Origin of the sequence: Streptomyces sp. NPDC005423, from assembly GCF_040606415.1 — a bacterium.
Lineage (GTDB): Bacteria > Actinomycetota > Actinomycetes > Streptomycetales > Streptomycetaceae > Streptomyces.
In genome coordinates this window covers 106,435-128,130 of record NZ_JBEXET010000012.1, presented here as the reverse complement: position 1 = coordinate 128,130, position 21,696 = coordinate 106,435, and the positions used below count along the sequence as shown (strand labels likewise).

Annotated in this window: 21 protein-coding genes; 10 read left to right on the top strand and 11 right to left on the bottom strand. The window is 73.3% G+C overall.

The features are described from left to right. Window positions 1-11 precede the first annotated feature (11 nt). From hutI to hutU, 4 genes are all read right to left on the bottom strand, one after another. Entirely contained in the window at window positions 12-1,187 is a 1,176-nt protein-coding gene (gene hutI / locus ABZT12_RS16005; RefSeq protein ID WP_356383586.1) for an imidazolonepropionase, read from the bottom strand. 47 nt (window positions 1,188-1,234) lie between these two features. Continuing rightward, on the bottom strand, window positions 1,235-2,584 hold the full coding sequence (locus ABZT12_RS16000) for a formimidoylglutamate deiminase (RefSeq protein WP_356383583.1): 1,350 nt from the start codon (window positions 2,582-2,584) through the stop codon (window positions 1,235-1,237). Continuing rightward, window positions 2,581-3,783: an allantoate amidohydrolase gene (locus ABZT12_RS15995; RefSeq protein ID WP_356383716.1), complete on the bottom strand. Its 1,203-nt coding sequence runs from the start codon at window positions 3,781-3,783 to the stop codon at window positions 2,581-2,583. Before ABZT12_RS15995 ends, ABZT12_RS16000 begins: the two co-directional genes overlap by 4 nt. A 134-nt stretch (window positions 3,784-3,917) precedes the next feature. Next, a complete protein-coding gene (gene hutU, locus ABZT12_RS15990) occupies window positions 3,918-5,582 on the bottom strand; it encodes a urocanate hydratase (RefSeq protein WP_356383580.1) in 1,665 nt (554 codons plus the stop codon). A gap of 177 nt (window positions 5,583-5,759) precedes the next feature. Between hutU and ABZT12_RS15985 the strand changes: the two genes are divergently transcribed. The 5 genes from ABZT12_RS15985 (at window position 5,760) to ABZT12_RS15965 (ending at window position 9,454) form a co-directional block, all read left to right on the top strand. Then, on the top strand, window positions 5,760-7,163 hold the full coding sequence (locus ABZT12_RS15985; protein ID WP_356383578.1) for a diaminopimelate decarboxylase: 1,404 nt from the start codon (window positions 5,760-5,762) through the stop codon (window positions 7,161-7,163). 170 nt (window positions 7,164-7,333) lie between these two features. Then, complete coding sequence (locus tag ABZT12_RS15980; RefSeq protein WP_356383577.1) at window positions 7,334-7,741, top strand: hypothetical protein; 408 nt, start codon at window positions 7,334-7,336, stop codon at window positions 7,739-7,741. Then, window positions 7,738-8,544: a transcriptional regulator gene (locus ABZT12_RS15975; protein WP_356383574.1), complete on the top strand. Its 807-nt coding sequence runs from the start codon at window positions 7,738-7,740 to the stop codon at window positions 8,542-8,544. Before ABZT12_RS15980 ends, ABZT12_RS15975 begins: the two co-directional genes overlap by 4 nt. 34 nt (window positions 8,545-8,578) lie before the next feature. Continuing rightward, a complete protein-coding gene (locus tag ABZT12_RS15970) occupies window positions 8,579-9,064 on the top strand; it encodes a roadblock/LC7 domain-containing protein (RefSeq protein ID WP_356383571.1) in 486 nt (161 codons plus the stop codon). A gap of 15 nt (window positions 9,065-9,079) precedes the next feature. Continuing rightward, window positions 9,080-9,454 carry a hypothetical protein gene (locus tag ABZT12_RS15965; protein WP_356383568.1) on the top strand — a complete coding sequence of 125 codons (375 nt, stop codon included), beginning with the start codon at window positions 9,080-9,082 and terminating at the stop codon, window positions 9,452-9,454. Window positions 9,455-9,466: 12 nt separating this feature from the next. On the opposite strand, the gene ABZT12_RS15960 is transcribed toward ABZT12_RS15965, so the two are convergent. From ABZT12_RS15960 to ABZT12_RS15950, 3 genes are all read right to left on the bottom strand, one after another. Further along, on the bottom strand, window positions 9,467-10,060 hold the full coding sequence (locus ABZT12_RS15960) for a hypothetical protein (RefSeq protein WP_356383565.1): 594 nt from the start codon (window positions 10,058-10,060) through the stop codon (window positions 9,467-9,469). A 98-nt stretch (window positions 10,061-10,158) separates the two neighbouring features. Further along, window positions 10,159-11,001, bottom strand: coding sequence for a MurR/RpiR family transcriptional regulator (locus ABZT12_RS15955; RefSeq protein ID WP_356383562.1), 843 nt, complete (start codon window positions 10,999-11,001; stop codon window positions 10,159-10,161). Then, the gene (locus tag ABZT12_RS15950) at window positions 10,998-12,509 is read right to left on the bottom strand and encodes an aromatic amino acid ammonia-lyase (protein ID WP_356383559.1); all 1,512 of its coding nucleotides are present in this window, start codon (window positions 12,507-12,509) and stop codon (window positions 10,998-11,000) included. Before ABZT12_RS15950 ends, ABZT12_RS15955 begins: the two co-directional genes overlap by 4 nt. 188 nt (window positions 12,510-12,697) lie before the next feature. Here ABZT12_RS15950 and ABZT12_RS15945 point away from each other — a divergent pair, with 188 nt between their 5' ends. Beyond that, window positions 12,698-13,141, top strand: coding sequence for a hypothetical protein (locus ABZT12_RS15945; RefSeq protein WP_356383556.1), 444 nt, complete (start codon window positions 12,698-12,700; stop codon window positions 13,139-13,141). 517 nt (window positions 13,142-13,658) lie between these two features. Here ABZT12_RS15945 and ABZT12_RS15940 read toward each other — a convergent pair. Continuing rightward, window positions 13,659-15,047 (bottom strand): cystathionine beta-synthase, encoded by a 1,389-nt coding sequence (locus tag ABZT12_RS15940; protein ID WP_356383553.1) that lies wholly within the window; start codon window positions 15,045-15,047, stop codon window positions 13,659-13,661. A 151-nt stretch (window positions 15,048-15,198) separates the two neighbouring features. Between ABZT12_RS15940 and ABZT12_RS15935 the strand changes: the two genes are divergently transcribed. The 3 genes from ABZT12_RS15935 to ABZT12_RS15925 all read left to right on the top strand — a co-directional run bounded on the left by ABZT12_RS15935 (window position 15,199) and on the right by ABZT12_RS15925 (window position 18,699). Next, on the top strand, window positions 15,199-16,281 hold the full coding sequence (locus ABZT12_RS15935; protein ID WP_356383551.1) for an SGNH/GDSL hydrolase family protein: 1,083 nt from the start codon (window positions 15,199-15,201) through the stop codon (window positions 16,279-16,281). A 134-nt stretch (window positions 16,282-16,415) separates the two neighbouring features. Next, window positions 16,416-17,636 (top strand): acetyl-CoA C-acetyltransferase, encoded by a 1,221-nt coding sequence (locus tag ABZT12_RS15930; RefSeq protein WP_356383548.1) that lies wholly within the window; start codon window positions 16,416-16,418, stop codon window positions 17,634-17,636. A gap of 274 nt (window positions 17,637-17,910) precedes the next feature. Then, the gene (locus ABZT12_RS15925) at window positions 17,911-18,699 is read left to right on the top strand and encodes a hypothetical protein (protein ID WP_356383545.1); all 789 of its coding nucleotides are present in this window, start codon (window positions 17,911-17,913) and stop codon (window positions 18,697-18,699) included. A gap of 30 nt (window positions 18,700-18,729) precedes the next feature. On the opposite strand, the gene ABZT12_RS15920 is transcribed toward ABZT12_RS15925, so the two are convergent. Beyond that, a complete protein-coding gene (locus ABZT12_RS15920) occupies window positions 18,730-19,041 on the bottom strand; it encodes a hypothetical protein (RefSeq protein WP_356383542.1) in 312 nt (103 codons plus the stop codon). A gap of 101 nt (window positions 19,042-19,142) precedes the next feature. Here ABZT12_RS15920 and ABZT12_RS15915 point away from each other — a divergent pair, with 101 nt between their 5' ends. Continuing rightward, entirely contained in the window at window positions 19,143-19,373 is a 231-nt protein-coding gene (locus ABZT12_RS15915; RefSeq protein WP_356383713.1) for a DUF4287 domain-containing protein, read from the top strand. Window positions 19,374-19,484: 111 nt separating this feature from the next. Here the strand turns inward: ABZT12_RS15915 and ABZT12_RS15910 are convergent, their stop codons facing one another. Both ABZT12_RS15910 and ABZT12_RS15905 read right to left on the bottom strand, forming a co-directional pair. After that, complete coding sequence (locus ABZT12_RS15910) at window positions 19,485-20,372, bottom strand: Bax inhibitor-1/YccA family protein (RefSeq protein ID WP_356383540.1); 888 nt, start codon at window positions 20,370-20,372, stop codon at window positions 19,485-19,487. Window positions 20,373-20,543: 171 nt separating this feature from the next. Beyond that, on the bottom strand, window positions 20,544-21,696 hold a 1,153-nt coding region (locus ABZT12_RS15905; protein ID WP_356383537.1), incomplete at its 5' end, for a 4-hydroxybenzoate 3-monooxygenase.

The window sequence follows — 21,696 nt, the reverse complement described above, 5'->3', positions numbered from 1 at the left end:
AGCTCGCGGAGTCAGACCTCGCGGACTCCGCGCCGCCAGACACCGCTGACCAGCGGCACCCCCGGCCGGTAGGCCAGGTGGACGTGGCTCGGGGCGTCGAGGAGGAGCAGGTCGGCGCGGGCGCCCGGGGTGAGGCGGCCGAGGTCCGGGCGGCGCAGCGCCGCCGCGCCGCCCGCCGTGGCCGACCAGACCGCCTCGTCCGGGGTCATCCCCATGTCCCGTACCGCGAGCGCGACGCAGAACGGGACGGAGGAGGTGAACGAGGAGCCGGGGTTGCAGTCGGTGGAGAGGGCGACCGTGACACCCGCGTCCAGCAGGCGGCGGGCGTCCGGCCACGCGGCGCGGGTCGAGAACTCGGCGCCGGGCAGCAGGGTCGCGACCGTGCCGCCACTGGCGAGGGCGTCCACGTCCGCGTCGGTCAGGTGCGTGCAGTGGTCGGCGCTCGCCGCGTCGAGCTCCACGGCCAGCTGGACGCCGGGCCCGTACGAGAGCTGGTTGGCGTGGACGCGCGGGTGCAGGCCCTTCGCCCGGCCCGCCGTGAGGATCGCGCGGGCCTGGTCGCCGTCGAAGGCGCCCTTCTCGCAGAAGACGTCGATCCAACGGGCGTGCGGGGCGCAGGCGTCGAGCATCTCGCCGGTGACGAGGGCGACGTAGGCGGCGGGGTCGTCGGCGTGGTCCGGCGGGACGATGTGGGCGCCGAGATAGGTGACCTCGTCGGTGTGCGCTGCGGCGATGCGCAGCGCGCGGGCCTCGTCGGCGACCGTGAGGCCGTAGCCGGACTTGGTCTCGAAGGTGGTGGTGCCCTGCCGGAGGGCCTCGGCCAGATAGCGGGTGAGGTTCCGCTCCAGCTCCGCGTCGCTCGCGGCGCGCGTCGCCGCCACCGTCGTACGGATGCCGCCCGCGCTGTAGGGCCGGCCGGACATGCGGGCGTTGAACTCCCGCGTGCGGTCGCCCGCGAAGACGAGGTGCGAGTGGGAGTCGACGAAGCCCGGCAGCACCGCCCGGCCGCCGGCGTCGACCCGGTTGTCAGTGGCGGGTGCTTTGCTTGATTCACCGGTCCACGCGACGCGGTCCCCGTCGATGACGACGGCCGCGTCGTGGATCAGTCCGAGGGGGGATCCGTCACCGAGGGAGGGGTCGTTGGTGACCAGTGCGGCGATGTTGGTGATGACGGTGCTGCTGCTCATCGTGGCCTCGTGCTCGTCGGGCTCGTCGTGGGCTCGGGGGGCGGCGGTCACTGGGCGCGCAGGGCTTCCACGGCGGCGGCCAGCGCCTGCGGCACGTCGGGTACGAGGGTGTGCGCCCCGTCGCGTACGACGTGCCGGCCGCCCACGACCGTGTGCCGTACGTCCGCCGCCGTCGCCGCGAATACGGCCGTCTCGGCGCCGAGCCTGGGCACCGGTCCCGCCGTCCTGACCGAGTCGAGCGCGATCGTCGTCAGGTCGGCGAGCGCCCCGGCCTCGATGCTGCCCGCCTCCTCCCAGCCGAGCGCCGCGTGTCCGTCGGCGGAGGCGGCGCGCAGCAGGGCGGCGGCCGTCCAGTGGCCCCTGGTGCGGGTGCGCAGCCGCTCGTTCAGCTCCATCGCGCGGGCCTCCTCGAACAGGTCGATGACGGCGTGGCTGTCGGAGCCGAGCGAGAGGGGTGAGCCGGCCGCCTGGAGGGCCACGGCGGGGCCGATGCCGTCGGCGAGGTCGCGTTCGGTGGTGGGGCACATACAGGTGCCCGTGCCGGTCGAACCGAGCAGCGCGATGTCCTCGTCGGTGAGGTGCGTGCTGTGCACGGCGGTGGTGCGCGGGCCGAGCACCCCGTGGTCGGCGAGGAGCCGCGTCGGGGTGCGGCCGTGCGCGGTGCGGCAGGCGTCGTTCTCGGCGGTCTGCTCGGACAGGTGCACATGGAGCGGCGCACGCCGCTCCTCGGCCCAGCGGGCCACGGTCGCCAACTGCCCGGCGGGCACGGCCCGTACGGAGTGGACGGCCGCCCCGATCCGCGCGTGATCCCGTTCCTTGAGAAGTGCACAGCGTTCGGCCCAGGCGTCCGCGCTCCCGTCGGAGAAGCGGAGCTGGTGCCGGTTGGGGGCCTGCCCGAAGCCGGAGGAGAGGTAGACGGTGTCGAGGAGGGTGATGCGGAGACCGGCCTCGGCGGCGGCGGCGACCAGCGCCTCGCCCATCGCGTTGGGGTCGGCGTACCGGGTGCCGCCGTGCGCGTGGTGCACGTAGTGGAACTCGCCGACCGCCGTGATCCCGGCCAGCGCCATCTCCGCGTACACCGCGCGGGCCAGCGCGTGGTAGGTCTCCGGGGTCAGCCGGTCCGCGAAGGAGTACATCAGCTCGCGCCAGGTCCAGAAGGTGCCGGAGCCGACCTGGACCGTGGAGCGCAGGGCGCGGTGGAAGGCGTGGCTGTGGGCGTTGGCCAGGCCGGGGAGGGTGAGTCCGCGCAGGATCTCCGCGCCGGGGGGCGGGGTGCCGGTGCCGGTGCGGACGGCGGTGATCCGCCCGTCCGCGACGTCCAGGGCGACGCCCGGCTCGACGTGGGTGTCGAGCCAGGCGTGTTCCAGCCAGTACGTCCGTGTGCCGGGATGCGTCACCTGCGGGCCAGCCCTTCCAGTACGTCGGCGAGTGCGGTCACCCCGGCCACGCAGTCGTCCTCGGCCGCGAACTCGGCCGGGGAGTGCGAGACACCCGTGGGGTTGCGCACGAACAGCATGGCGGTCGGGATGCTCCCGGAGAGGATCCCGGCGTCGTGTCCGGCACCGGTTCCCAGGACGGGGACCCGGAGCCCGGCCTCCCGGCCGAGGAGGCGGGCGAGTTCGTCGCGCAGGGCGTGGTCGAAGTCGACGACGGGCGTGAAGGACTCCCGCACGACGTCCAGGTCGACGCCGTGCGCCTCGGCGTACTCGCGGGCCGCCTTCTCGACGCCGGTGACGACGGTGTCGAGGGTCTCCTGGTCGGCGGCCCGGGAGTCGAGCCAGCCGCGCACCAGGGAGGGGATCGCGTTGACGCCGTTCGGCTCCACGGCGATCTTCCCGAACGTGGCCACCGCACCGAGGAGTTGGGCCTCACGGCGGGCGGCGAGCACGGTCTCGGCGTACGACAGCATCGGGTCGCGCCGGTCGACGAGCCGGGTGGTGCCGGCGTGGTTGGCCTCGCCCCGGAAGTCGAACCGCCAGCGGCCGTGCGGCCAGATGGCGCTGGCGATGCCGACCCGGTCACCGGAGAGGTCGAGCGCCCGGCCCTGCTCGACGTGGAGTTCGACGAAGGCGCCGATCCGGGACAGGCGCTCGGGGTCGGGGCCGATGGCGTCGGGGTCGTAGCCGGCGGCGGCCATGGCCCGGGGCAGCGTGACCCCGTCGCCGTCGGTCAGCCGGTGCGCCTGCTCGACGGTCAGCTCCCCGGCGGTCAGCCGTGATCCGACGCAGGCCAGCCCGAACCGGGCGCCTTCCTCGTCCCCGAAGTTGACGACGGCCAGCGGCCTGTCCAACCGCGCACCGCGCGCCCGCAGTTCGTCCAGCGCGGCGAACGACGACACCACGCCGAGGGGCCCGTCGAAGGCCCCGCCGTCGGGCACGGAGTCGAGGTGCGAGCCGGTGACGACGGCGTCCCCCTCGGCGGGGTCACCGAGCCAGGCCCACTGGTTGCCGTTGCGGTCGAGTTCGTAGCCGAGCCCGCGCGCCCCGGCCTGCTCCTCGAACCAGCCCCGGCACTCGGCGTCGGCGCCGGTCCAGGCGTAGCGACGGTAGCCGCGGGACGCGGAGTGGCGGCCGACGGGAAGCAGGTCGCGCCACATCCGCAGGAAGGAGTCGCCGCCGCCTCCCCCGCGGCCGGCCGTGCCCGTGTCCGTGCCCGTGTCCGTGCCCGTGCCCGGCCGTGAACTATCGTCCCCGGTACGGGAGTTGGCGGCCCGCTCGTCCTCCGGCAGGGTCACGCGTCGTCACCCTCGCGCATGGGTACCCGGACGCCCCGCTCGTCCGCGACCCGCTCCGCGATGTCATACCCGGCGTCGACGTGCCGGATGACACCCATGCCGGGGTCGTTGGTGAGCACCCGGCGGATCTTCTCCCCGGCGAGCTTCGTGCCGTCGGCCACGCAGACCTGGCCCGCGTGGATGGAGCGGCCCATGCCGACGCCGCCGCCGTGGTGGATGGAGACCCAGGAGGCACCGGACGCCACGTTGACCATCGCGTTCAGCAGCGGCCAGTCGGCGATCGCGTCGGAGCCGTCGAGCATGGCCTCGGTCTCGCGGTACGGGGAGGCGACGGAGCCCGCGTCGAGGTGGTCGCGGCCGATGACGAGCGGGGCGGCCAGCTCACCGGAGGCCACCATGTCGTTGAAGCGGCTCCCGGCCTTGTCGCGCTCGCCGTAGCCGAGCCAGCAGATGCGGGCCGGGAGGCCCTGGAAGTGGACGCGCTCGCCGGCCATCCGGATCCACCGGTGCAGCGACTCGTTCTCCGGGAAGAGGTCGAGGATCGCCCGGTCGGTCTTGGCGATGTCCGAGGCCTCACCGGACAGGGCCGCCCAGCGGAAGGGGCCCTTGCCCTCGCTGAACAGCGGGCGGATGTAGGCGGGTACGAAGCCGGGGAAGGCGAACGCCCGCTCGTAGCCCGCGAGTTGTGCCTCGCCGCGGATGGAGTTGCCGTAGTCGAAGACCTCGGCGCCGGCGTCCATGAAGCCGACCATCGCCTCGACGTGCCGTGCCATGGACTCCCGGGCGCGGGTGGTGAAGCCCGCCGGGTCCTTCGCCGCCGCGTCGGCCATGTCCTCGAAGTCGACGCCGAGGGGGAGGTAGGCGAGCGGGTCGTGGGCCGAGGTCTGGTCGGTCACGATGTCGATGGGGGCGCTCTCGGCGAGCATCCGCGGGAGCAGCTCGGCCGCGTTGCCGAGCAGGCCGATGGAGAGCGGGCGGCGCGCGTCCCGGGCCTCGACGGCGAGGTGGAGGGCGTGCTCCAGGGAGTCGGCCCTGACGTCGAGGTAGCGGTGCTCGATACGGCGCTCGATGGCGCGCGGGTCGACGTCGACACAGATCGCGACGCCGTCGTTCATGGTCACCGCGAGGGGCTGGGCGCCGCCCATGCCGCCGAGGCCGGCGGTGAGGGTGATCGTCCCGGCGAGCGTACCGCCGAACTTCTTCGCGGCGACGGCGGCGAAGGTCTCGTAGGTGCCCTGGAGGATGCCCTGGGTGCCGATGTAGATCCAGGAACCGGCGGTCATCTGGCCGTACATGGTGAGGCCGAGCGCCTCCAGACGGCGGAACTCCTCCCAGTTGGCCCAGTCGCCGACGAGGTTGGAGTTGGCGATGAGCACGCGCGGCGCCCACTCGTGGGTCTGCATCACGCCGACCGGGCGGCCGGACTGGACGAGCATCGTCTCGTCCTGCTTGAGCCCCCGCAGCGTGCGCACCATGGCGTCGAAGGAGCGCCAGTCGCGGGCGGCCTTGCCGGTGCCGCCGTAGACGACGAGCTTGTCGGGGTGTTCGGCGACCTCGGGGTCGAGGTTGTTCTGGAGCATCCGCAGGGCGGCCTCCTGCTGCCATCCCAGGGCGCTCAGTTCCGTACCGCGCGGCGCTCGTACGGGGCGGGGTCCTGACATGGTCTGCCTCCTAGCGGAATGCTCCGGCGGGCCGGGCGCCGCCGATGAGTACTGCCGTTATTCACATACTCGCGTCCTGAATAGAACTAGTCAATACATCGGGTGCCGTTCTGGGCATGCTCTGAATGTTCGGCCGGAGGTGCGGTCACGGCGACGACGGAACAGGCAGGGGAAGCAGTGGGCGACGGAGACGGGGAAGGCGGCGGGGCCCCCAGCGGGACGGACAGGGACGGGGCCGAGCGGGTCGCGCGCCGGGACCTGGCGGTCCGGGCCGCCGTGGAGCGGGGCCTGCTCGGGCCCGCCGCCCCGGTCGCCGCCCTGCTGGACGTCACCGGCATCCGCGACTCGGCCGCCGGACTGCGGGCCGCCTTCGACGCGCGGGTCGCGCCGGGGACACCGGTGCTGCACGCGTTCGCGGTGAAGGCCTCCCCGCTGGTGCCGGTGGTACGGCTGCTGCACGAGGCGGGGATCGGCGCGGAGGTGGCGAGCCCGGGTGAACTCGCGCTGGCCCGCGCGGCGGGAGTGCCGCCCGCGCGGACGGTCCTGGACGCGCCCGCGAAGACGGCGGCGGAGCTGCGCGAGGCACTCGCCCAGGGCATCGCGGTCAACGTCGACAGCCCGCAGGAACTGCGCCGCGTCGACGGTCTGATGCGGTCGGCACCGCACCGCTCCCCGCTCGGACTCCGGGTGAACCCGCAGGTCGGCGGGGGTTCCATCGCGGCCCTCTCGACGGCCACGGCGACCTCGAAGTTCGGGGTGGCGCTGTGCGACGAGGGCGCCCGCGAGTGGATCGTAGGGGCCTTCGCGGAGCGGCCGTGGCTGACCCGGCTGCACGCGCACGTCGGCTCGCAGGGCATGCCGCTGTCGCTGATGGCGCAGGGCGTGGCGCGGCTGCACGCGCTGGCCGGGGAGATCAACGCGCGGATCGGGCACCGGCAGATCGACACCCTGGACATCGGCGGCGGACTGGCGGTCGACTTCGGCTCCGACGCGACGGCGCCGACGTACGCGCGGTACGTACGGCTGCTCGGCGAGGCGGTGCCGGAGCTGTTCGGCGGGCGGTACGGGCTGGTGACGGAGTTCGGGCGGTCACTGCTGGCCAAGCACGGCACGGTGGTGGCCCGGGTCGAGTACGCCAAGAGCGCCGGCGGGCGCCGGGTCGCGGTCACCCACGCGGGCGTGCAGGTCGCCACGCGGACCGTCTACGCGCCGGAGTCCTGGCCGCTGCGGATCGCCGCGTACGACGCGGAGGGGCGGCCCAAGGCGGGCCCGGACGTGGTCCAGGACGTGGCGGGCCCGGCCTGCTTCGCGGGGGATCTGCTCGCCGAGGGACGCGCCCTGCCCCTCCTGGAACAGGGTGACCACGTGGCGGCGCTGGACACCGGCGCGTACTACTTCTCGGCCCACTACGCCTACAACTCCCTTGCCCGGCCCGGCATTTACGGCTTCGTCCCGGACGGGTCGGGCGGCGTGGCGTTCGCGACGGTGCGCGAGCCGCAGACGGTGGCGGAGATCGTGGCCGAATCCGGAGGGGCGCACGCCGACTCCCTCACCACCCTGGGCGCAGCCGGGAGCCGTTGACGCACCCCCGTGGCCCCGCGATTCAACTGGTGGGAAAAAAGGGTTAGTTGACCGACCTTAGTCGCTGGGGGCATGTTCCACCGGAAAATGCCGGAACCCTCCCTCGCCCGGCACACCGTGCGTAGTTTCGGCGTCACTCAGCCGACACGTCCAGGCGGGAGGGAGCCACGGTGCCCGGAATCGATGAGTGCTTGCTGGAGGCCATGCGACTGCCCGGTGCCCGGGGCGCCGCGCTGGTCGACTGGACCAGCGGACTCGCCCTGGGCTCCGTGGGGGAGGCGCCGGGCGGCGACCGGGAGGCCAGTGCCGCGGAGGCGGCGGAGCTGGCCCGGCTGGCGGCGGAACAGGGGGTGTTCGCGGCGGCCCCGGACCCGGAGGAGGGCGGCGCCGACACCGCCGATCCGCCGGTCGAGGACCTCATCATCAGCAACCGCGACAGCTACCACGTGCTCTGGTTCGTCCGGACGTCGTTCGAGAGCAGTGTGTTCCTGCACCTGTGGCTGGCCCGCGCGGACGGCAATCTCGCGCTGGCCCGCATCCGGCTCGGCGAGATGGCCGGACAGCTGGTGCTGGGATGACCGCTCTGCGCACCCCGCCGCCGCGACTGCCCGTACGGGACAAGGCGGGCGCCGGCGACCGGGCCTGGGGCGGGGTGTCGCCGATGCTGACCCGGCTCGCCGCCGAACGGGCCACCGGCGTCCTCGTCCGGGAGCGCGGCAGCCTCCACCTCGTCGAGGGCGAGGTGGTGCACGCCGAGAGCCCGGCCGCGGCCGGCCTCGGCCTGCTCCTCACCGCGCGCGGCACCCTGCACGCCGAGGCCTGGCGGGCGGCGTGCGACGCGGCCGACGAACGGCACGGCGCCGGCCGCCTGCTGCTCGACGGCGGCCTGATCACCCTGGGCGCGCTGGAACTCTGCCATCTGGGGGCGCTCTACGACGCCGCGTACTTCGTCCTCTCGCCCAGCTCCACCCCGGGCCGTTTCCGCTACGGCGTCACGCACCGGCCCGGCTCCCCGCTGGCGGTCCCGGTGGCCGCCCTGGAGCACGAGACGCTGCGCCGCCGCGACCTGCTGCACCGCATCTGGCCCGACGCGGCGACCGACGGCACACCGCTGGTGCGGGCCGACCCGGTCGCCGTACCCCCGCTCACCGCCCGCCAGCGCACGGTACTGGCCCTGGTGGACGGCGTACGGACCGCGCCGGAGATCGCGCGGCTGCTGGGCCGGCGCGCGTTCCCCACCCTGGTGGACGTGCGGCGGCTGGTGGCGGCCGGGGCCGTCGACCCCCGCCCACCCCTGCCGCCGCCCCCGCCGCCGCCCGCCGACACCGATCCGGAGATCACCCTGCTGAAGAGGCTCAGGGATGCGCTGGAGGCCCTTTGAGCGGCCGCGCCCACGCGCCGAGAGGAGAGACCCGATGGCCTCCGAGGCCGAAATCCTGGACGAGCTGCGCCGGTTGAGAGCCCGGGTGCCGCAGCTGACCGGGGCGCTCGCGGCCGGCGTCGACGGATCGGTCCTCGCCCAGGACACCCCGGGCGTCGAGCCGGAGCGGGTCGCCGCGCTCACCGCCGACGCGCTCGGCACGGCCGTGCGGATGGCCGACGCCACCGGGCAGGGCGACTTCCGCGAGCTGCTCGTCCGAGGGGTCTACGGCTATGTCGCCACCTACGCGGCCGGCCCCGGCGCCGTCCTGACGCTGCTCGCCCAGGACCGGGTCAACGTCGGCCGGCTCCATCTGGAGGGGCGGCGCGCCGGGGCCCGTATCGAGGAACTGCTCGCGGCCGGGGCGCCCGCGCCGAGCGCCGCCGAACCCTCCGCCAGGACCACCACCGCACGTACCAGAACCGCGCGCTCCCCACGCACCACGAGCACCGCCAACGCGCGCTCCACCACGGAAAGCTGAGAGGAAACATCCGTCATGGCCAACACCGAGACCTCGCTCAAAGAGGCACTGACCTCCATCGAGGGCGCCACCGGCGTCGCGCTCGTCGACTACACCAGCGGTATGGCGCTGGGCACGATGGGCGGCAGCAAGACCTTCGACCTGGGGGTCGCCGCGGCCGGCAACACCGACGTGGTCCGCTCCAAGCTGCGCACCATGGAACACCTCGGCCTGAAGGGCGAGATCGAGGACATCCTGATCACCCTGTCGAGCCAGTACCACCTGATCCGGCTGCTCAAGGGACGCGGCGGCAACGGCCTCTTCCTCTACCTGGTCCTGGACGCCACCCGGGCCAACCTGGCGATGGCCCGGCACCAGCTGAAGAAGATCGAGACGGACCTGGAGGTCTAGGGTCCGTACCCGCTATACCAGTACGTCGCCGCGGCGGCGCGCCCCGCCCGGGGTGGCGTCGCCGGCGGCGATGCCCGTGCAGCGGTAGGCCCTGACCGGCTTGCCCGCGGGGGCGCCGGCCCGCCGGTCGAGCCCGTCGACCCGCACCCACAGCAGTACGTCGTCGGCGCGCTCGCGGTGGCCCAGCCAGGCGGCCTTGAGACGCAGTCCGGTACCGGCCCCGGCGAGCAGCAGGCCGCCCGCCGCGGGCACCGCCAGCGAACTGGCCAGCGCCACCGCGAAGGCGCCCAGCAGCCACCAACGGTGCGCGCGGCGCCAGTTGCGGACGGTCACCGCCCGGTCCTGGAGCACGTCGTGCCGGCCGGCCCGGGCGGCGCCGCGGGCCAGGGCGGCGTAGCGCTTGCGGTGCCGGCCGGCCAGCACGGCCGTCGCGACGATGAAGAGCGCGGCCCCGGCCAGCACCCCGATCCGCCGCCCGGTGAGGCCCGGCAGCAGCACGCCGACGCCGGCCGCGAACACCCCGGACCACCACATCGGGGCGGCCCCGGCCCGTACGACGACAGCCACCCTGGCCAGACCCTGAGCCCTGCGATCTCCGCGTGCCACGTCCCGCCTCCTGCTCGTCCCGGCACAATTGTGTCGGCCGGGAGAATACTCAGCGAACGTGAGACGAGTCTGAGAGGACGGCGGGCGGCGCGGCGCGCTCACTCCACGAAGAGCCCCCGCGCCGCCGCCCGCGCGTCGAACTCCTCCAACCGGGCCTGCGCGTCGGGGAGTTCGTCGCACATCGCCTCCAGCAGGACCCGGCCGAGGAGCATCGGCGCGCACGCCGTGTCGAAGGCGAGCCCGGTGCCCACGGCGGCCGGGATCAGCAGGTCGGACACCTTGGCGACCGGCGCGAACGCCGAGTCGGCGACGGTGACCACGCTCAGGCCGGCCTCCCTGGCATACGCCAGGATGTCCACCACCTCGCGCGGATGCCGGGGCAGCGCGAAGCAGAGCAGCGCGTCGGCACCGGCCCGGACCGCCGCGTCGATCCGGTCGCGGACCATCGTGCCGCCCTCGTCGAGCAGCCGTACGTCCGGATGGACCTTGGCGGCGAAGTACGCGAAGCCGTACGCCTGGGAGGCCGCCGCGCGCAGCCCGAGCACCGGCAGCGGGCGCGAAGCGGCGAGCAGCCGGCCGGCCCGCACGACCGGCCGGGGGTCGGCGAGGATCTCCGCGAGGTGCTTGAGGTTCTCGATCTCCGCCTCGACGGCCTGCTGGTACGCGTTGTACGACGCCGTGTCCACGGCCGTCCCGGCGGGCGCGACCTCGCGCAGGTGCCGGCGGAGCGCCGGGTAGCCGTCGAAGCCGAGGGCGACGGCGAAGCGGGTGACGGAGGGCTGGCTGACGCCGGCCAGTTCGGCCAGTTCCACGCTGGACAGGAACGGCACGTCGGCGGCGCGGCGCACCATGCTGTGGGCGATGCGCCGCTGGGTCGGCGTGAGCCGGTGCCCCTCGAAGAGTGCCTGCAACCGTGCGGCCGGGCTGTCGGTCCCGTTCATGACGTGCTCCCCCTCCAGATCTCCGTGAACCGGTCCAGCACTCCGGCCGCCACCGTCACATCGTCGGTGAGCGGCCGGTCGGCCGGGTCGTCGTCGAGCAGCGCCTCGGCCAGTTCCAGCGCGCGGCCCACCGGCAGGTCGGGGCCGGGCCGCAGGTCGCGCTGGCGCAACGCCCGTACGGCGGCGACGAGTTCGCAGCCGACGACGAGCCGGAACGCGCGGCCGGCCCGCAGCGTCTGACGGGCGGCGAGCGAGGCGAAGCTGGCCTGTTCCTCGACGCCCCGGGAGAGTACAGCGTGGCCGAGCGAGGCGGGGGCGGAGAGGGCGCGCAGTTCGCCGAGGGCGGCCCCGGCGGCGTACTCCAGGATCATCACGCCGGACGCGGCGGGCTCCTGGTCGGCGAGGAAGGGCTTGAGGCGGGTGAAGGCGGGCTCGTTGAGGGTGGAGAGCCGGGAGGTGGAGAGCCGGGCCACCTGAGTGAGGGAGAGCCTGAAGTGGTCCAGGGCCAGGCCGAGTTGGGCCTGGTAGAAGCCGCCGTGGTGGTAGGCGGCGAGGTCTTCGGGCGAGATGAGGGGGTTCTCGGCCGCCGCGTTGACCTCGATCGCCAGGACCTCCTCCAGGGCGTCCGCCGCGTCGTGCGCGGGCCCGTGGATCTGCGGCAGGCAGCGGAAGCCGTACGGGTCCTGGATACGGCCGAGCGGTGGCGTCGGCCGGTCGGCGGCACCGATCAACTCCCGCATGCGGCGGGCGACTTCGCTGGAACCGCGGTGCGGGCGGGCGGCGTGCACGGGGGCGGCGTAGGGCTCGTGGGAGCCGTCGACGGCGAGCAGGGAGAGCGCGGCGACGACCTGGGTGGCGCCGACGAGTCCGCGCAGTTCGTGCAGGGCGAGCGCGGACTGGCCGAGGGTGAGGGCGTTGCTGCTCATCAGGGCGAGCGCGTCGTTGTTGTCGAGGGGCTGCGGCTCGGGGGCGCCGGCGCCCCGCCAGGGGTGCTCGCCGGCCAGCGCCAGGCCGACCTGGGCGAGGGCGGCGATGTCGCCGGTGCCGACCGAGCCGAATTCGTTGACGACCGGATACGCCCCGCTCTCCAGCGCCCCGCACAGCGCCGTGACGACGCTGGGTCTCAACCCCGCGCCGCCGGCGAGGAGTTGGTTGGCGCGGACGGCGAGCATCGCGCGGACCTCGCGGGCCGGGAGTTCCGCGCCTATGGCGCCGGCGTGGCTGCGCAGCAGCCGGAGGCCGTGTCCGGCCGCCGCGTCGGTGGGCACGGCCTCGTTGCGGTTGGCGCCGACGCCGGTCGAGCGGCCGTAGACGCGGCCGGTGGCGGCGATCTGCCGGGCCGCGTTCCAGGACTCGGTGGCCCGGCGCACACCGTCCGGGCCCGGGACCGGGCGGGCGCTGCCGTCGGCGAGCCGGACGATGTCCGTGACGCCGAGCCCGCGTCCGTCCAGGACCACCGGGCCGGTGCTCGCGGGCGGCCCGGCCTGCACCACGACGGACGCGTCCACGCTCCGGGACGACTGGGACGACCGAGACGACACAGCGATCCGACTCCCCTCCCTATTCAGCCACCGAGAACTCTGCATGTCGTTATACAGCCCGGCAAGGGACATCTCAGGATCCGGCCCGGAGCGGACCGGCGAGAGGGGGGCTATCCCCAGTGCGGCGGGGGGCCACGGCTCCCTAATCTGAGCCCATGACCGGAATCGACGCGCGGGACACCGAGCTCAAGAAGGAACTCGACGCCACTTTGCAGGCCCGCAGGGAACTGGGCGAGGAGTACGAGTCCGCGCTGGTCGACTCGTTCCTGGCCAAGATCGACCAGCGCATCGACGGCGCGGTGGAGCGCCGGGTACGCCGACAGGTCGCCGAGCAGCAGATGGTGACCGCCCGCGGCTCCCGGGCGCCGAAGTCGACGGACTCGTGGGGGGAGCGGTTCGGCTTCTCGGTCGTCTCGCTGGTCCTGGCGATCCCGCTCTCCGGGATCGGCGCCGGCATCTCGGGCCTGCCCGGCCTGCTCGTCGCCTGGGGCGGCATCGTCGGCGTCAACGTGGTGCAGACCGTACGCCTGCACCCCGGCCTGTTCTCCCGTCGCCGGGAGAACAGGCCGGGGTCCCAGGACAGCGACTGGGAGGACTGACCGCCGCGCGCGGCGCGCCAGGGGTACGGGGAGAAGGTGCGCGCAGAGTTGTGCGCGGGGACCGCCGCACCCCCCGTTGCCGGGAGGGCGGGACGACGGCGGTCCCCGCGCAGCGGACGCGGGCCGGGTCAGGCCAGGCTGTCGCGTCCTGGGCGTCGGTGGAGGTCCGGGAGCCGCTCCGGAAGTCCGTGACGCCGTTTCTGTGCCGGCGAGGCGGGGAGCCGCTCCCGCCCTGCCGACGTCCACCAATCTGCCGCACGCGTGTTAAGCCGGTGCTGCGCGGACGTGACGCGCTCGTACCACTTCCGCGAAGTCCCGCCTCGTGGCGCGAAACCGCAGGATCGCCGCCGACGCGCCCCATTCACCGCACGTTCACCACCGCTTCCCGCCCTCGGCGAGGAAGACCGCGGATCCGGCCGGCTCAGGACACCGGGCGCCGAACCCCCCGCCGTCGCCGGTCGGGGACGACGGCGACCCGGGCGCCGCGCCCGGGTCGCCGGCCCGGGGGGACGTGCCGTCAGTGGGTGGCGTCGGCGAGGAAGGCCAGGAGGTCCTGCCGGGTGATCACCCCGGTGGGCTTGCCGTCCACCAGGACCACCGCCGCGTCCCGTCCTTCCAGCACGGACATCATCCGCGCCACCGGCTCCCCCGATCCGACGACCGGCAGCGGCGGGCTCATGTGCTTCTCGATCGGGTCTCCCGACCCGGCGCGATCGGCGAAGAGCGCGTGCAGGAGCACCCGCTCGTCCACGGCCCCGATCACCTCGGGCGCCATCACGTCGGGATGCCCTGCGCCCTTGGCCACCACCGGCATCTGCGACACCCCGAACTCCCTCAGCACCTCGATCGCGGCGCCGACGGTCTCGTTGGGGTGCATGTGCACGAAGTGCGGGATCTCGCCTCCCTCCTTCTGCTTCAGCACGTCTCCGGCGGTCGGCTCCGTCGCCGCCTCTTCGCTGAAGCCGTGCTGGCCGATCCACTCGTCGTTGAAGATCTTGCTGAGGTAGCCGCGCCCGCTGTCCGGGAGCAGGACCACCACGACGTCGTCGGGACCGAGCCGCTCGGCCACCCGCAGCGCCGCCACCACGGCCATGCCGCAGGAGCCGCCGACCAGCAGCCCCTCCTCCTTGGCGAGCCGGCGGGTCATCTGGAAGGAGTCCTTGTCGGACACGGCGACGATCTCGTCCGCGACGGTCCGGTCGTAGGCGGTCGGCCAGAAGTCCTCGCCGACGCCCTCGACGAGGTACGGCCGCCCGGAGCCGCCGGAGTAGACCGAGCCCTCGGGGTCCGCGCCGATCACGCGCACGGCGCCGTCACTGGCGTCCTTCAGGTAGCGGCCGGTGCCGGAGATGGTCCCGCCGGTGCCGACACCCGTCACGAAGTGGGTGATCTTCCCCTCGGTCTGCTCCCACAGCTCGGGGCCGGTCGAGTGGTAGTGGGAGAGCGGGTTGTGGGGGTTGGAGTACTGGTCCGGCTTCCAGGCACCCGGTGTCTCACGGACCAGCCGGTCGGAGACGTTGTAGTAGGAGTCGGGGTGACTCGGGTCCACGGCGGTGGGGCAGACGACCACCTCGGCGCCGTACGCGCGCAGCACGTTGATCTTGTCCGTGGACACCTTGTCGGGGCAGACGAAGATGCACTTGTACCCCTTCTGCTGGGCCACGATGGCGAGGCCGACGCCGGTGTTCCCGCTGGTCGGTTCGACGATCGTGCCGCCGGGCAGCAGTTCCCCGCTCTCCTCGGCCGCCTCGATCATGCGCAGCGCGATGCGGTCCTTCACGGAACCGCCGGGGTTGAAGTACTCCACCTTGGCGAGAACGGTCGCCTGGATGCCCGCGGTCACGCTGTTGAGCCTCACCAGCGGGGTGTTGCCGACGAGGCTGATCATCGAGTCGTGGAATTGCACCGTTGTCTCCGGTTGCTGCAAAAGAAGAAGTGGTCGTGTTCGGTCCAGCCAGCCTAAGCGGTGAGGCATCCGTTCACTGACTGTCGAGATTGGGCGACGGTCGGTTCGGGGCAAGGAGTGGATGACGGCTACGAGGAGGTGGCGGCGCGGAATGACGAGCATGTCGAGGGCGCGGGTGGCCCGGCGGATCGCGACCGGTGCCGCGTACGGCGGCGGCGGGGCCGGTCTGGTCGGCGCGGCGGTGGTCGGTCTGGTGCTGGCCGAGGTGCGCTTCGTGAAGCGGCACGTGGGCAACGGCCCGAGCGGCCATGTGCCGAGCACGGACGGCCGATACGGAGGGGGGTACGGAGGCGGACACCCCCGGCCGGGCGCGGCCGGGGCAGCGACGGGGGGCACCTACGGCGGTCCGGGCGAACCCGCGCTGCGGCTGACCATGCTCGGCGACTCCACGGCCGCGGGACAGGGCGTCCACCGGGCGTCCCAGACCCCGGGGGCGCTGCTGGCGTCCGGGCTGGCGGCGGTGGCCGAACGCCCGGTCGAGCTGCGCTGCGTGGCCCTGCCGGGCGCCCAGTCGGACGACCTGGACCGCCAGGTGGCCCTCACCCTCGCGGACCCGGCCCGGGTGCCCGACGTGTGCGTGATCATGATCGGCGCCAACGACGTCACCCACCGGATGCCGCCGACCCGCTCGGTGCGTCACCTGTCGGCGGCGGTGCGCCGGCTGCGCACGGCCGGCGCGGAGGTCGTCGTCGGCACCTGTCCCGACCTGGGCACGATCGAGCCGGTGGGCCAGCCGCTGCGCTGGCTGGCCCGGCGCGCCTCGCGCCAGCTCGCCGCCGCCCAGACGATCGGCGCGGTCGAGCAGGGCGGGCGCACGGTGTCGCTGGGCGATCTGCTGGGCCCGGAGTTCATGGCGAACCCCCGCGAGCTGTTCGGACCCGACCACTACCACCCCTCGGCGGAGGGGTACGCCACCGCGGCGATGGCCATGCTCCCCACCGTCTGCGCGGCCCTGAGCCTGTGGCCCGCCGACGAGGAGCGCCCGGACGCGTCCCGCCGCGAGGGGTTCCTGCCGGTCGCCCGGGCCGCGGCGGAGGCCGCGTCGGAGGCGGGCACCGAGGTCACGGCGGCGATGCCGGCCGGGCCGCGCGGGCCGTGGGCGCTGCTCAAGCGGCGGCGGAGGCGGCAGGTGCCGGCGCCGGACCCGACGCCGTCCAGGACGACCGGGGTCTGAGCCTCCCAGCCGACAAAGCAAGCGCTTAGAAAACTGCGGCCAGGGTCACACCGTCATCGGCGTGACCCTGGCCATACGTACGGGTAACTTCCCAAGCAGCCCGCCCCACCCTTCCGTACGCCAATGGAGCCGTGATGCCCGAAGCCGTCATCGTCTCGACCGCCCGCTCCCCCATCGGCCGCGCCTTCAAGGGCTCCCTCAAGGACCTGCGCCCCGACGACCTCACCGCCACGATCATCCAGGCGGCCCTCGCGAAGGTGCCCGGCCTCGACCCGCGGGACATCGACGACCTGATGCTCGGCTGCGGCCTCCCCGGCGGCGAACAGGGCAACAACCTGGGCCGGATCGTCGCCGTCCAGATGGGCATGGACCACCTGCCGGGCTGCACGATCACCCGCTACTGTTCCTCCTCCCTCCAGACCAGCCGCATGGCCCTGCACGCCATCAAGGCCGGCGAGGGCGACGTCTTCATCTCGGCCGGTGTCGAGCTGGTCTCGCGGTTCGTGAAGGGCAACTCCGACTCCCTCCCGGACACCCACAACCCGTTCTTCGCCGAGGCCGAGGCCCGCACCGCGGAGGTCGCGCAACAGGAGGGCACCTCCTGGCACGACCCGCGCGAGGACGGCCTGGTCCCGGACGCGTACATCGCGATGGGCCAGACCGCGGAGAACCTGGCCCGGATCAAGGGCGTCACCCGCCAGGACATGGACGAGTTCGGCGTCCGCTCGCAGAACCTCGCCGAGGAAGCCATCAAGAACGGCTTCTGGGAGCGGGAGATCACCCCGGTCACGCTGCCCGACGGCACGGTCGTCGCCAAGGACGACGGCCCGCGCGCCGGCGTCACCCTGGAGGGCGTCTCCGGCCTGAAGCCGGTCTTCCGCCCCGACGGGCTGGTCACGGCCGGCAACTGCTGCCCGCTGAACGACGGCGCCGCCGCCGTGGTCGTCATGTCCGACACCAAGGCCCGCGAACTCGGCCTCACCCCGCTCGCCCGGATCGTCTCCACCGGCGTCTCCGGGCTCTCCCCCGAGATCATGGGCCTCGGCCCGGTCGAGGCGTCCAAGCAGGCGCTGCGCCGGGCCGGCCTCGGCATCGACGACATCGACCTGGTGGAGATCAACGAGGCGTTCGCCGCCCAGGTGATCCCCTCCTACCGCGAGCTCGGCATCCCGCTGGAGAAGGTGAACGTCAACGGCGGCGCGATCGCCGTCGGACACCCCTTCGGCATGACCGGCGCCCGCATCACCGGCACGCTCATCAACTCCCTCCAGTTCCACGACAAGCAGTTCGGTCTGGAGACGATGTGCGTCGGCGGCGGCCAGGGCATGGCCATGGTCATCGAGCGCCTCAGCTGACCGACTCCCCGTAGCGGCAAGGGGACTCGCCGTCACCTTCCGGCCCGGAACCCGGCAGTCCCCCGGGTTCCGGGCCGTTCTGTGATCGAATCTCCCCCAGGATGTGACTTATCTCCCTTCCGCAGGGGCTTTCCCCAGGTCAGAGCGGTTACACCAGTAAACGCCGGACCGAAAGACCTGCCCGTTTCGTGACGTTACGCACTGACAGCTGGTTAGTTTGCCCTTCAAGCTGATGTAGGAAGTCGGGGGCCGACTTTGAACCGGGAGTACGTCAGTGAGCGCCATGCCGATCGCCCTGCTGCTCATCACGACCGCCACGGGTGCCGTGGGCGTCGCCGTCCTGCGCACCCTCTTGGTGCTGCGCCGCGAGGTCGCCGCCCTGCACACCCAGCTCGCCGAAGGCCGCGCGTCCGCCACGCGCGCCCCGGTGCCGGCCGCGCGCAGCCACAGCGACACCGACGAGATACGCGCCGCCGTGGCCGAGGCGCTCGCCGAGGAACGCGAGCGGGAACTCGCCGAGGCGCGGGCCTTCTGGGCCGCCCAGGAGGGCCGGGACACCGACGCGCCGACCCTGCTCGGCCTGCCGGACAGCGAGCTGTTCCTGCCCCGCCGCAGCGACTTCGCGGGCCTGGAGCCGCTGGAGCCGGTGAGCGAGTCCGGCGCGGACGCCGACGAGTTCGCGGGGGACTCGCCCGAACTGGCTGCCGCCCGCCGCCGCCACCCCTCGCACCCGGACTTCGTGCCGGTCCAGTCGCCCGTCGTCAACGACCACGAGCGGACGGTGGCCACGCTGGAGGAGCTCGCCGAGTCCGCCGTCGAACTGGCCGACGTACGGCCGGGCCCGCTGGGCACACTCGACGTCTACGTCTTCGCCGACGGCACCACGCTGTGCATGACCCCGGGCCACCGCGAGACCGCCGAACGCCTGGCCGCCGCCCTGCGCGCCGGCGAGACCCCGTTCCTGCTGGGCGGCTCCGGCATCTCCGGCGCCTACACGCTCACCTTCGCGTGCGGCGAGGAGAACGTGTACATCCTGGCGGACCGGGTCATAGCGTCGCTCTGACCGCACCCCCGCGCGCGCCGGACGTCCCGTTCAGACTCCGGCGCGTTTCTGCGCCCCGGCCACCAGCTCCAGCGCCTCCTCGACCTCGGCGTCGCTGCGCAGCACGAGTTCCAGGTCGTGCACCGCGACGGTGATCTGGTCGGCGACCGCGAACATCCCCGCGTCCGGCAGCTCCCTCGGCTCCCCCGAGGGGTCCTCGACCCGCTGCGCCCAGCGGGCGAAGTCCCTGGCCAGCCCCAGTGCCTCGGCGGCGGCACCCCGCTGCAACCGGCTCTGCGGAGCGGCCCGTAGGCGATCGGCGAAGTGATCCACCGCTTGAGTCAGACGCTTCGTTTCCACCACGCCGCGAGAGTAGGGCCTGCCCGGGACTGTTGCCAACGGGCGAACGCTCAGGCACCGTGACGGGAAGGACCGGCTCACACCCCATGCGTCCGGAGGCGCCGATGTCCCACGTCCTCTCCGAGGAGACCCATCGCAACCTGCTCGCCCGCATTCCGCACTGCACCGGTCGTGCGGTCTCCGACTGGCTCCGCGCCGTCGACGAAGGCCCCGCCCTCTTCCGCTTCGAGGAGAAGGTGAGCTGGCTCCGCGCGGAGCACAACCTCGCGTACGGCCACGCCAAGGCGATCATCCACGAGTACGACCTGAGAAGGGCCGCGCGCAACCTGCTGTAGCGCGCACCACGAACCCGCAGACACACGGACACACGAACCCGCAGACACACAGGCATGGCGAAGGGCCCCGGGCGCTTCCCGCACCGGGGCCCTTCGTGATCAACCTCCGTGTCAGTCGCTGCTGTTGAGGATCGCGAGGATCCGCAGGAACTCCATGTAGATCCAGACCAGCGTCAGCGTGAGGCCGAACGCCGCCAGCCACGCCTCCTCCTTCGGGGCACCGTAGGCGATGCCGTCCTCGACCTGCTTGAAGTCGAGGGCGAGGAAGCAGGCGCCGAGCAGGATGCCGACGACACCGAAGAAGATGCCGAGCGGACCGCTGCGGAAGCCGAGGCCGTCACCGCCGCCGAAGACCGCGAACAGCAGGTTCACGGCCATCAGCAGCACGAAGCCGAGCGCCGCCGCCATGACGAAGCCGTAGAAGCGGCGGTTGACGCGGATCCAGCCCGCCCGGTAGGCGATGAGCACGCCGGCGAAGACCGCCATCGTGCCGATCACCGCCTGCATGGCCGCGCCGCTCGCGATGCGGTTGTCGACGACGCTGGAGACGACGCCGAGGAAGACACCCTCGAGCGCCGCGTACGACAGGATCAGCGCCGGGACGGGCGTGCGCTTGAAGGACTGGACGAACGCCAGCACCATCGCGATCAGCGCGGCGCCGATCGCGATGCCGTACGACCGGTTGATGTGGGCGTCGTCGACCGGCAGCAGCGCCCAGGCGAGCGCCGCCGTGACGATCAGCGTGCCGAGGGTGGTGGCGGTGCGCAGGACGACGTCGTCCATGGTCATCCGGCCGGTGGTGGCCGGGGCCTGGGGCGGCGCGCCGTGCTGCGGGTCCTGCTGGGCGTACGGGTTCTGCGCGTAGGGGTTGCCCTGTGCGTAGGGATTCCCCTGCGTGCCGACAGCGGGTCCCCCGGCCTGCGGCGCGGTGTTGAAGCCCGCGTAGCCGTTGTCGCGGCTGAACCCCCGTCGCGAGAAGACCGGGTTTCTGCTCCTCATTTCACTCCTCCATGGCCGCCTGACGCGGCCTTGGCGTCAAGAGTAATAGGTAGGCAAAGGATTGACCCTACTGCTTGGGGAGGATCTTTCCCTCGTGCTGCCAAGGTACGCGGCTTGCCGTCGGCCCCGCGCACTCTGGTACCAAGCCGTGACGACCCTTCTGAAGAGGCTTTACCGCGCTTCTTCCAGGGGAAACCCGGTGTACGCCTCAGCTAGATCCGTCTCGGCCGCCCGCGAGGTCGCGATCCGTTCCAGCCGGGCCAGCTGGAGCCGCTCCTCGAAGGGCGTCGCGCCGGGCGCGCGGTGCAGGAGGCTCGTCATGTCGTAGGAGAACCGCTCGGCCTGCCACACCCGGCGCAGACAGGTCGCGGAGTAGCCGTCGAGCAGGTCGTCACGGCCGGTCTCCCTCTTGTACGTCAGGGCCCGCGCGAGGGTGACGACGTCCCCGACGGCGAGGTTCAGCCCCTTCGCGCCGGTCGGCGGGACGATGTGCGCGGCGTCACCGGCCAGGAAGAGGCGGCCGTGGCGCATGGGCTCGTGGACGTAAGAGCGCATGGGGGTGACGGACTTCTGGGTGATCGGGCCGCGCTCCAGCCGCCAGTCGTCGTCCGTCTCGAAGCGGCGCTCCAGTTCGTCCCAGACGGCGTCGTCGCTCCAGCTCTCCGCGTCCGTGCCCGGCGGGACCTGGAGATAGAGGCGGGAGACGGACGGGGAACGCATGGAGAGCAGGGCGAAACCGCGGTCGTGGCGGGCGTAGACGAGTTCGTGGTGGGAGGGGGCGACCTCGGCGAGGACGCCGAGCCAGGCGTAGGGGTACGTCCGCTCGAAGACCCGGGTCCGCTCGGCGGGGATCGCGTCGCGGGCCACGCCCCAGAAACCGTCGCAGCCGACGACGTGGTCGCAGTCGAGGACGGACTCGACGCCCTCGTGCCGGAAGCGGACGCGCGGGCGGTCGGTCCCCGCGCCCTCGACGGCGAGCGCCTCGGCCTCGAACAGCAGCGGGCCGCCGTCCGCCAGTTGGAGGGCGATGAGGTCCTTGCAGACCTCCGTCTGGGCGTAGACCGTCACGCGGCGACCGCCGGTGAGGGCCGGGAAGTCGACGCGGTGGCGCCTGCGGTCGAAACGCAGCTCGATGCCGTCGTGGGGCAGGCCCTCGCGGTCCAGGCGTTCGGCGGCGCCGGCCGCGCGCAGTACGTCGACGGTGCCCTGCTCCAGGATTCCGGCGCGCTGGCGGTGCCCGACGTAGGCGCGGTCGCGGCTCTCCAGCACCACGGAGGCGATGCCGGCCCGGTGGAGCAGCCGGGCGAGGAGCAGGCCGGCCGGA

Excerpts from the sequence above, each read along its gene's own strand:
- ABZT12_RS15970 (WP_356383571.1), top strand. The coding sequence starts at position 8,579 with ATGGCCTCCGAGGCCGAAATCCTGGACGAGCTGCGCCGGTTGAGAGCC.
- hutI (WP_356383586.1), bottom strand. The coding sequence starts at position 1,187 with ATGAGCAGCAGCACCGTCATCACCAACATCGCCGCACTGGTCACCAAC.
- ABZT12_RS15910 (WP_356383540.1), bottom strand. The coding sequence starts at position 20,372 with ATGAGGAGCAGAAACCCGGTCTTCTCGCGACGGGGGTTCAGCCGCGAC.
- ABZT12_RS15995 (WP_356383716.1), bottom strand. The coding sequence starts at position 3,783 with ATGTGGCGCGACCTGCTTCCCGTCGGCCGCCACTCCGCGTCCCGCGGC.
- ABZT12_RS15915 (WP_356383713.1), top strand. The coding sequence starts at position 19,143 with ATGTCCCACGTCCTCTCCGAGGAGACCCATCGCAACCTGCTCGCCCGC.
- ABZT12_RS15955 (WP_356383562.1), bottom strand. The coding sequence starts at position 11,001 with ATGAACGGGACCGACAGCCCGGCCGCACGGTTGCAGGCACTCTTCGAG.
- ABZT12_RS15975 (WP_356383574.1), top strand. The coding sequence starts at position 7,738 with ATGACCGCTCTGCGCACCCCGCCGCCGCGACTGCCCGTACGGGACAAG.
- ABZT12_RS15965 (WP_356383568.1), top strand. The coding sequence starts at position 9,080 with ATGGCCAACACCGAGACCTCGCTCAAAGAGGCACTGACCTCCATCGAG.
- ABZT12_RS15930 (WP_356383548.1), top strand. The coding sequence starts at position 16,416 with ATGCCCGAAGCCGTCATCGTCTCGACCGCCCGCTCCCCCATCGGCCGC.
- hutU (WP_356383580.1), bottom strand. The coding sequence starts at position 5,582 with ATGTCAGGACCCCGCCCCGTACGAGCGCCGCGCGGTACGGAACTGAGC.
- ABZT12_RS15935 (WP_356383551.1), top strand. The coding sequence starts at position 15,199 with ATGACGAGCATGTCGAGGGCGCGGGTGGCCCGGCGGATCGCGACCGGT.
- ABZT12_RS15945 (WP_356383556.1), top strand. The coding sequence starts at position 12,698 with ATGACCGGAATCGACGCGCGGGACACCGAGCTCAAGAAGGAACTCGAC.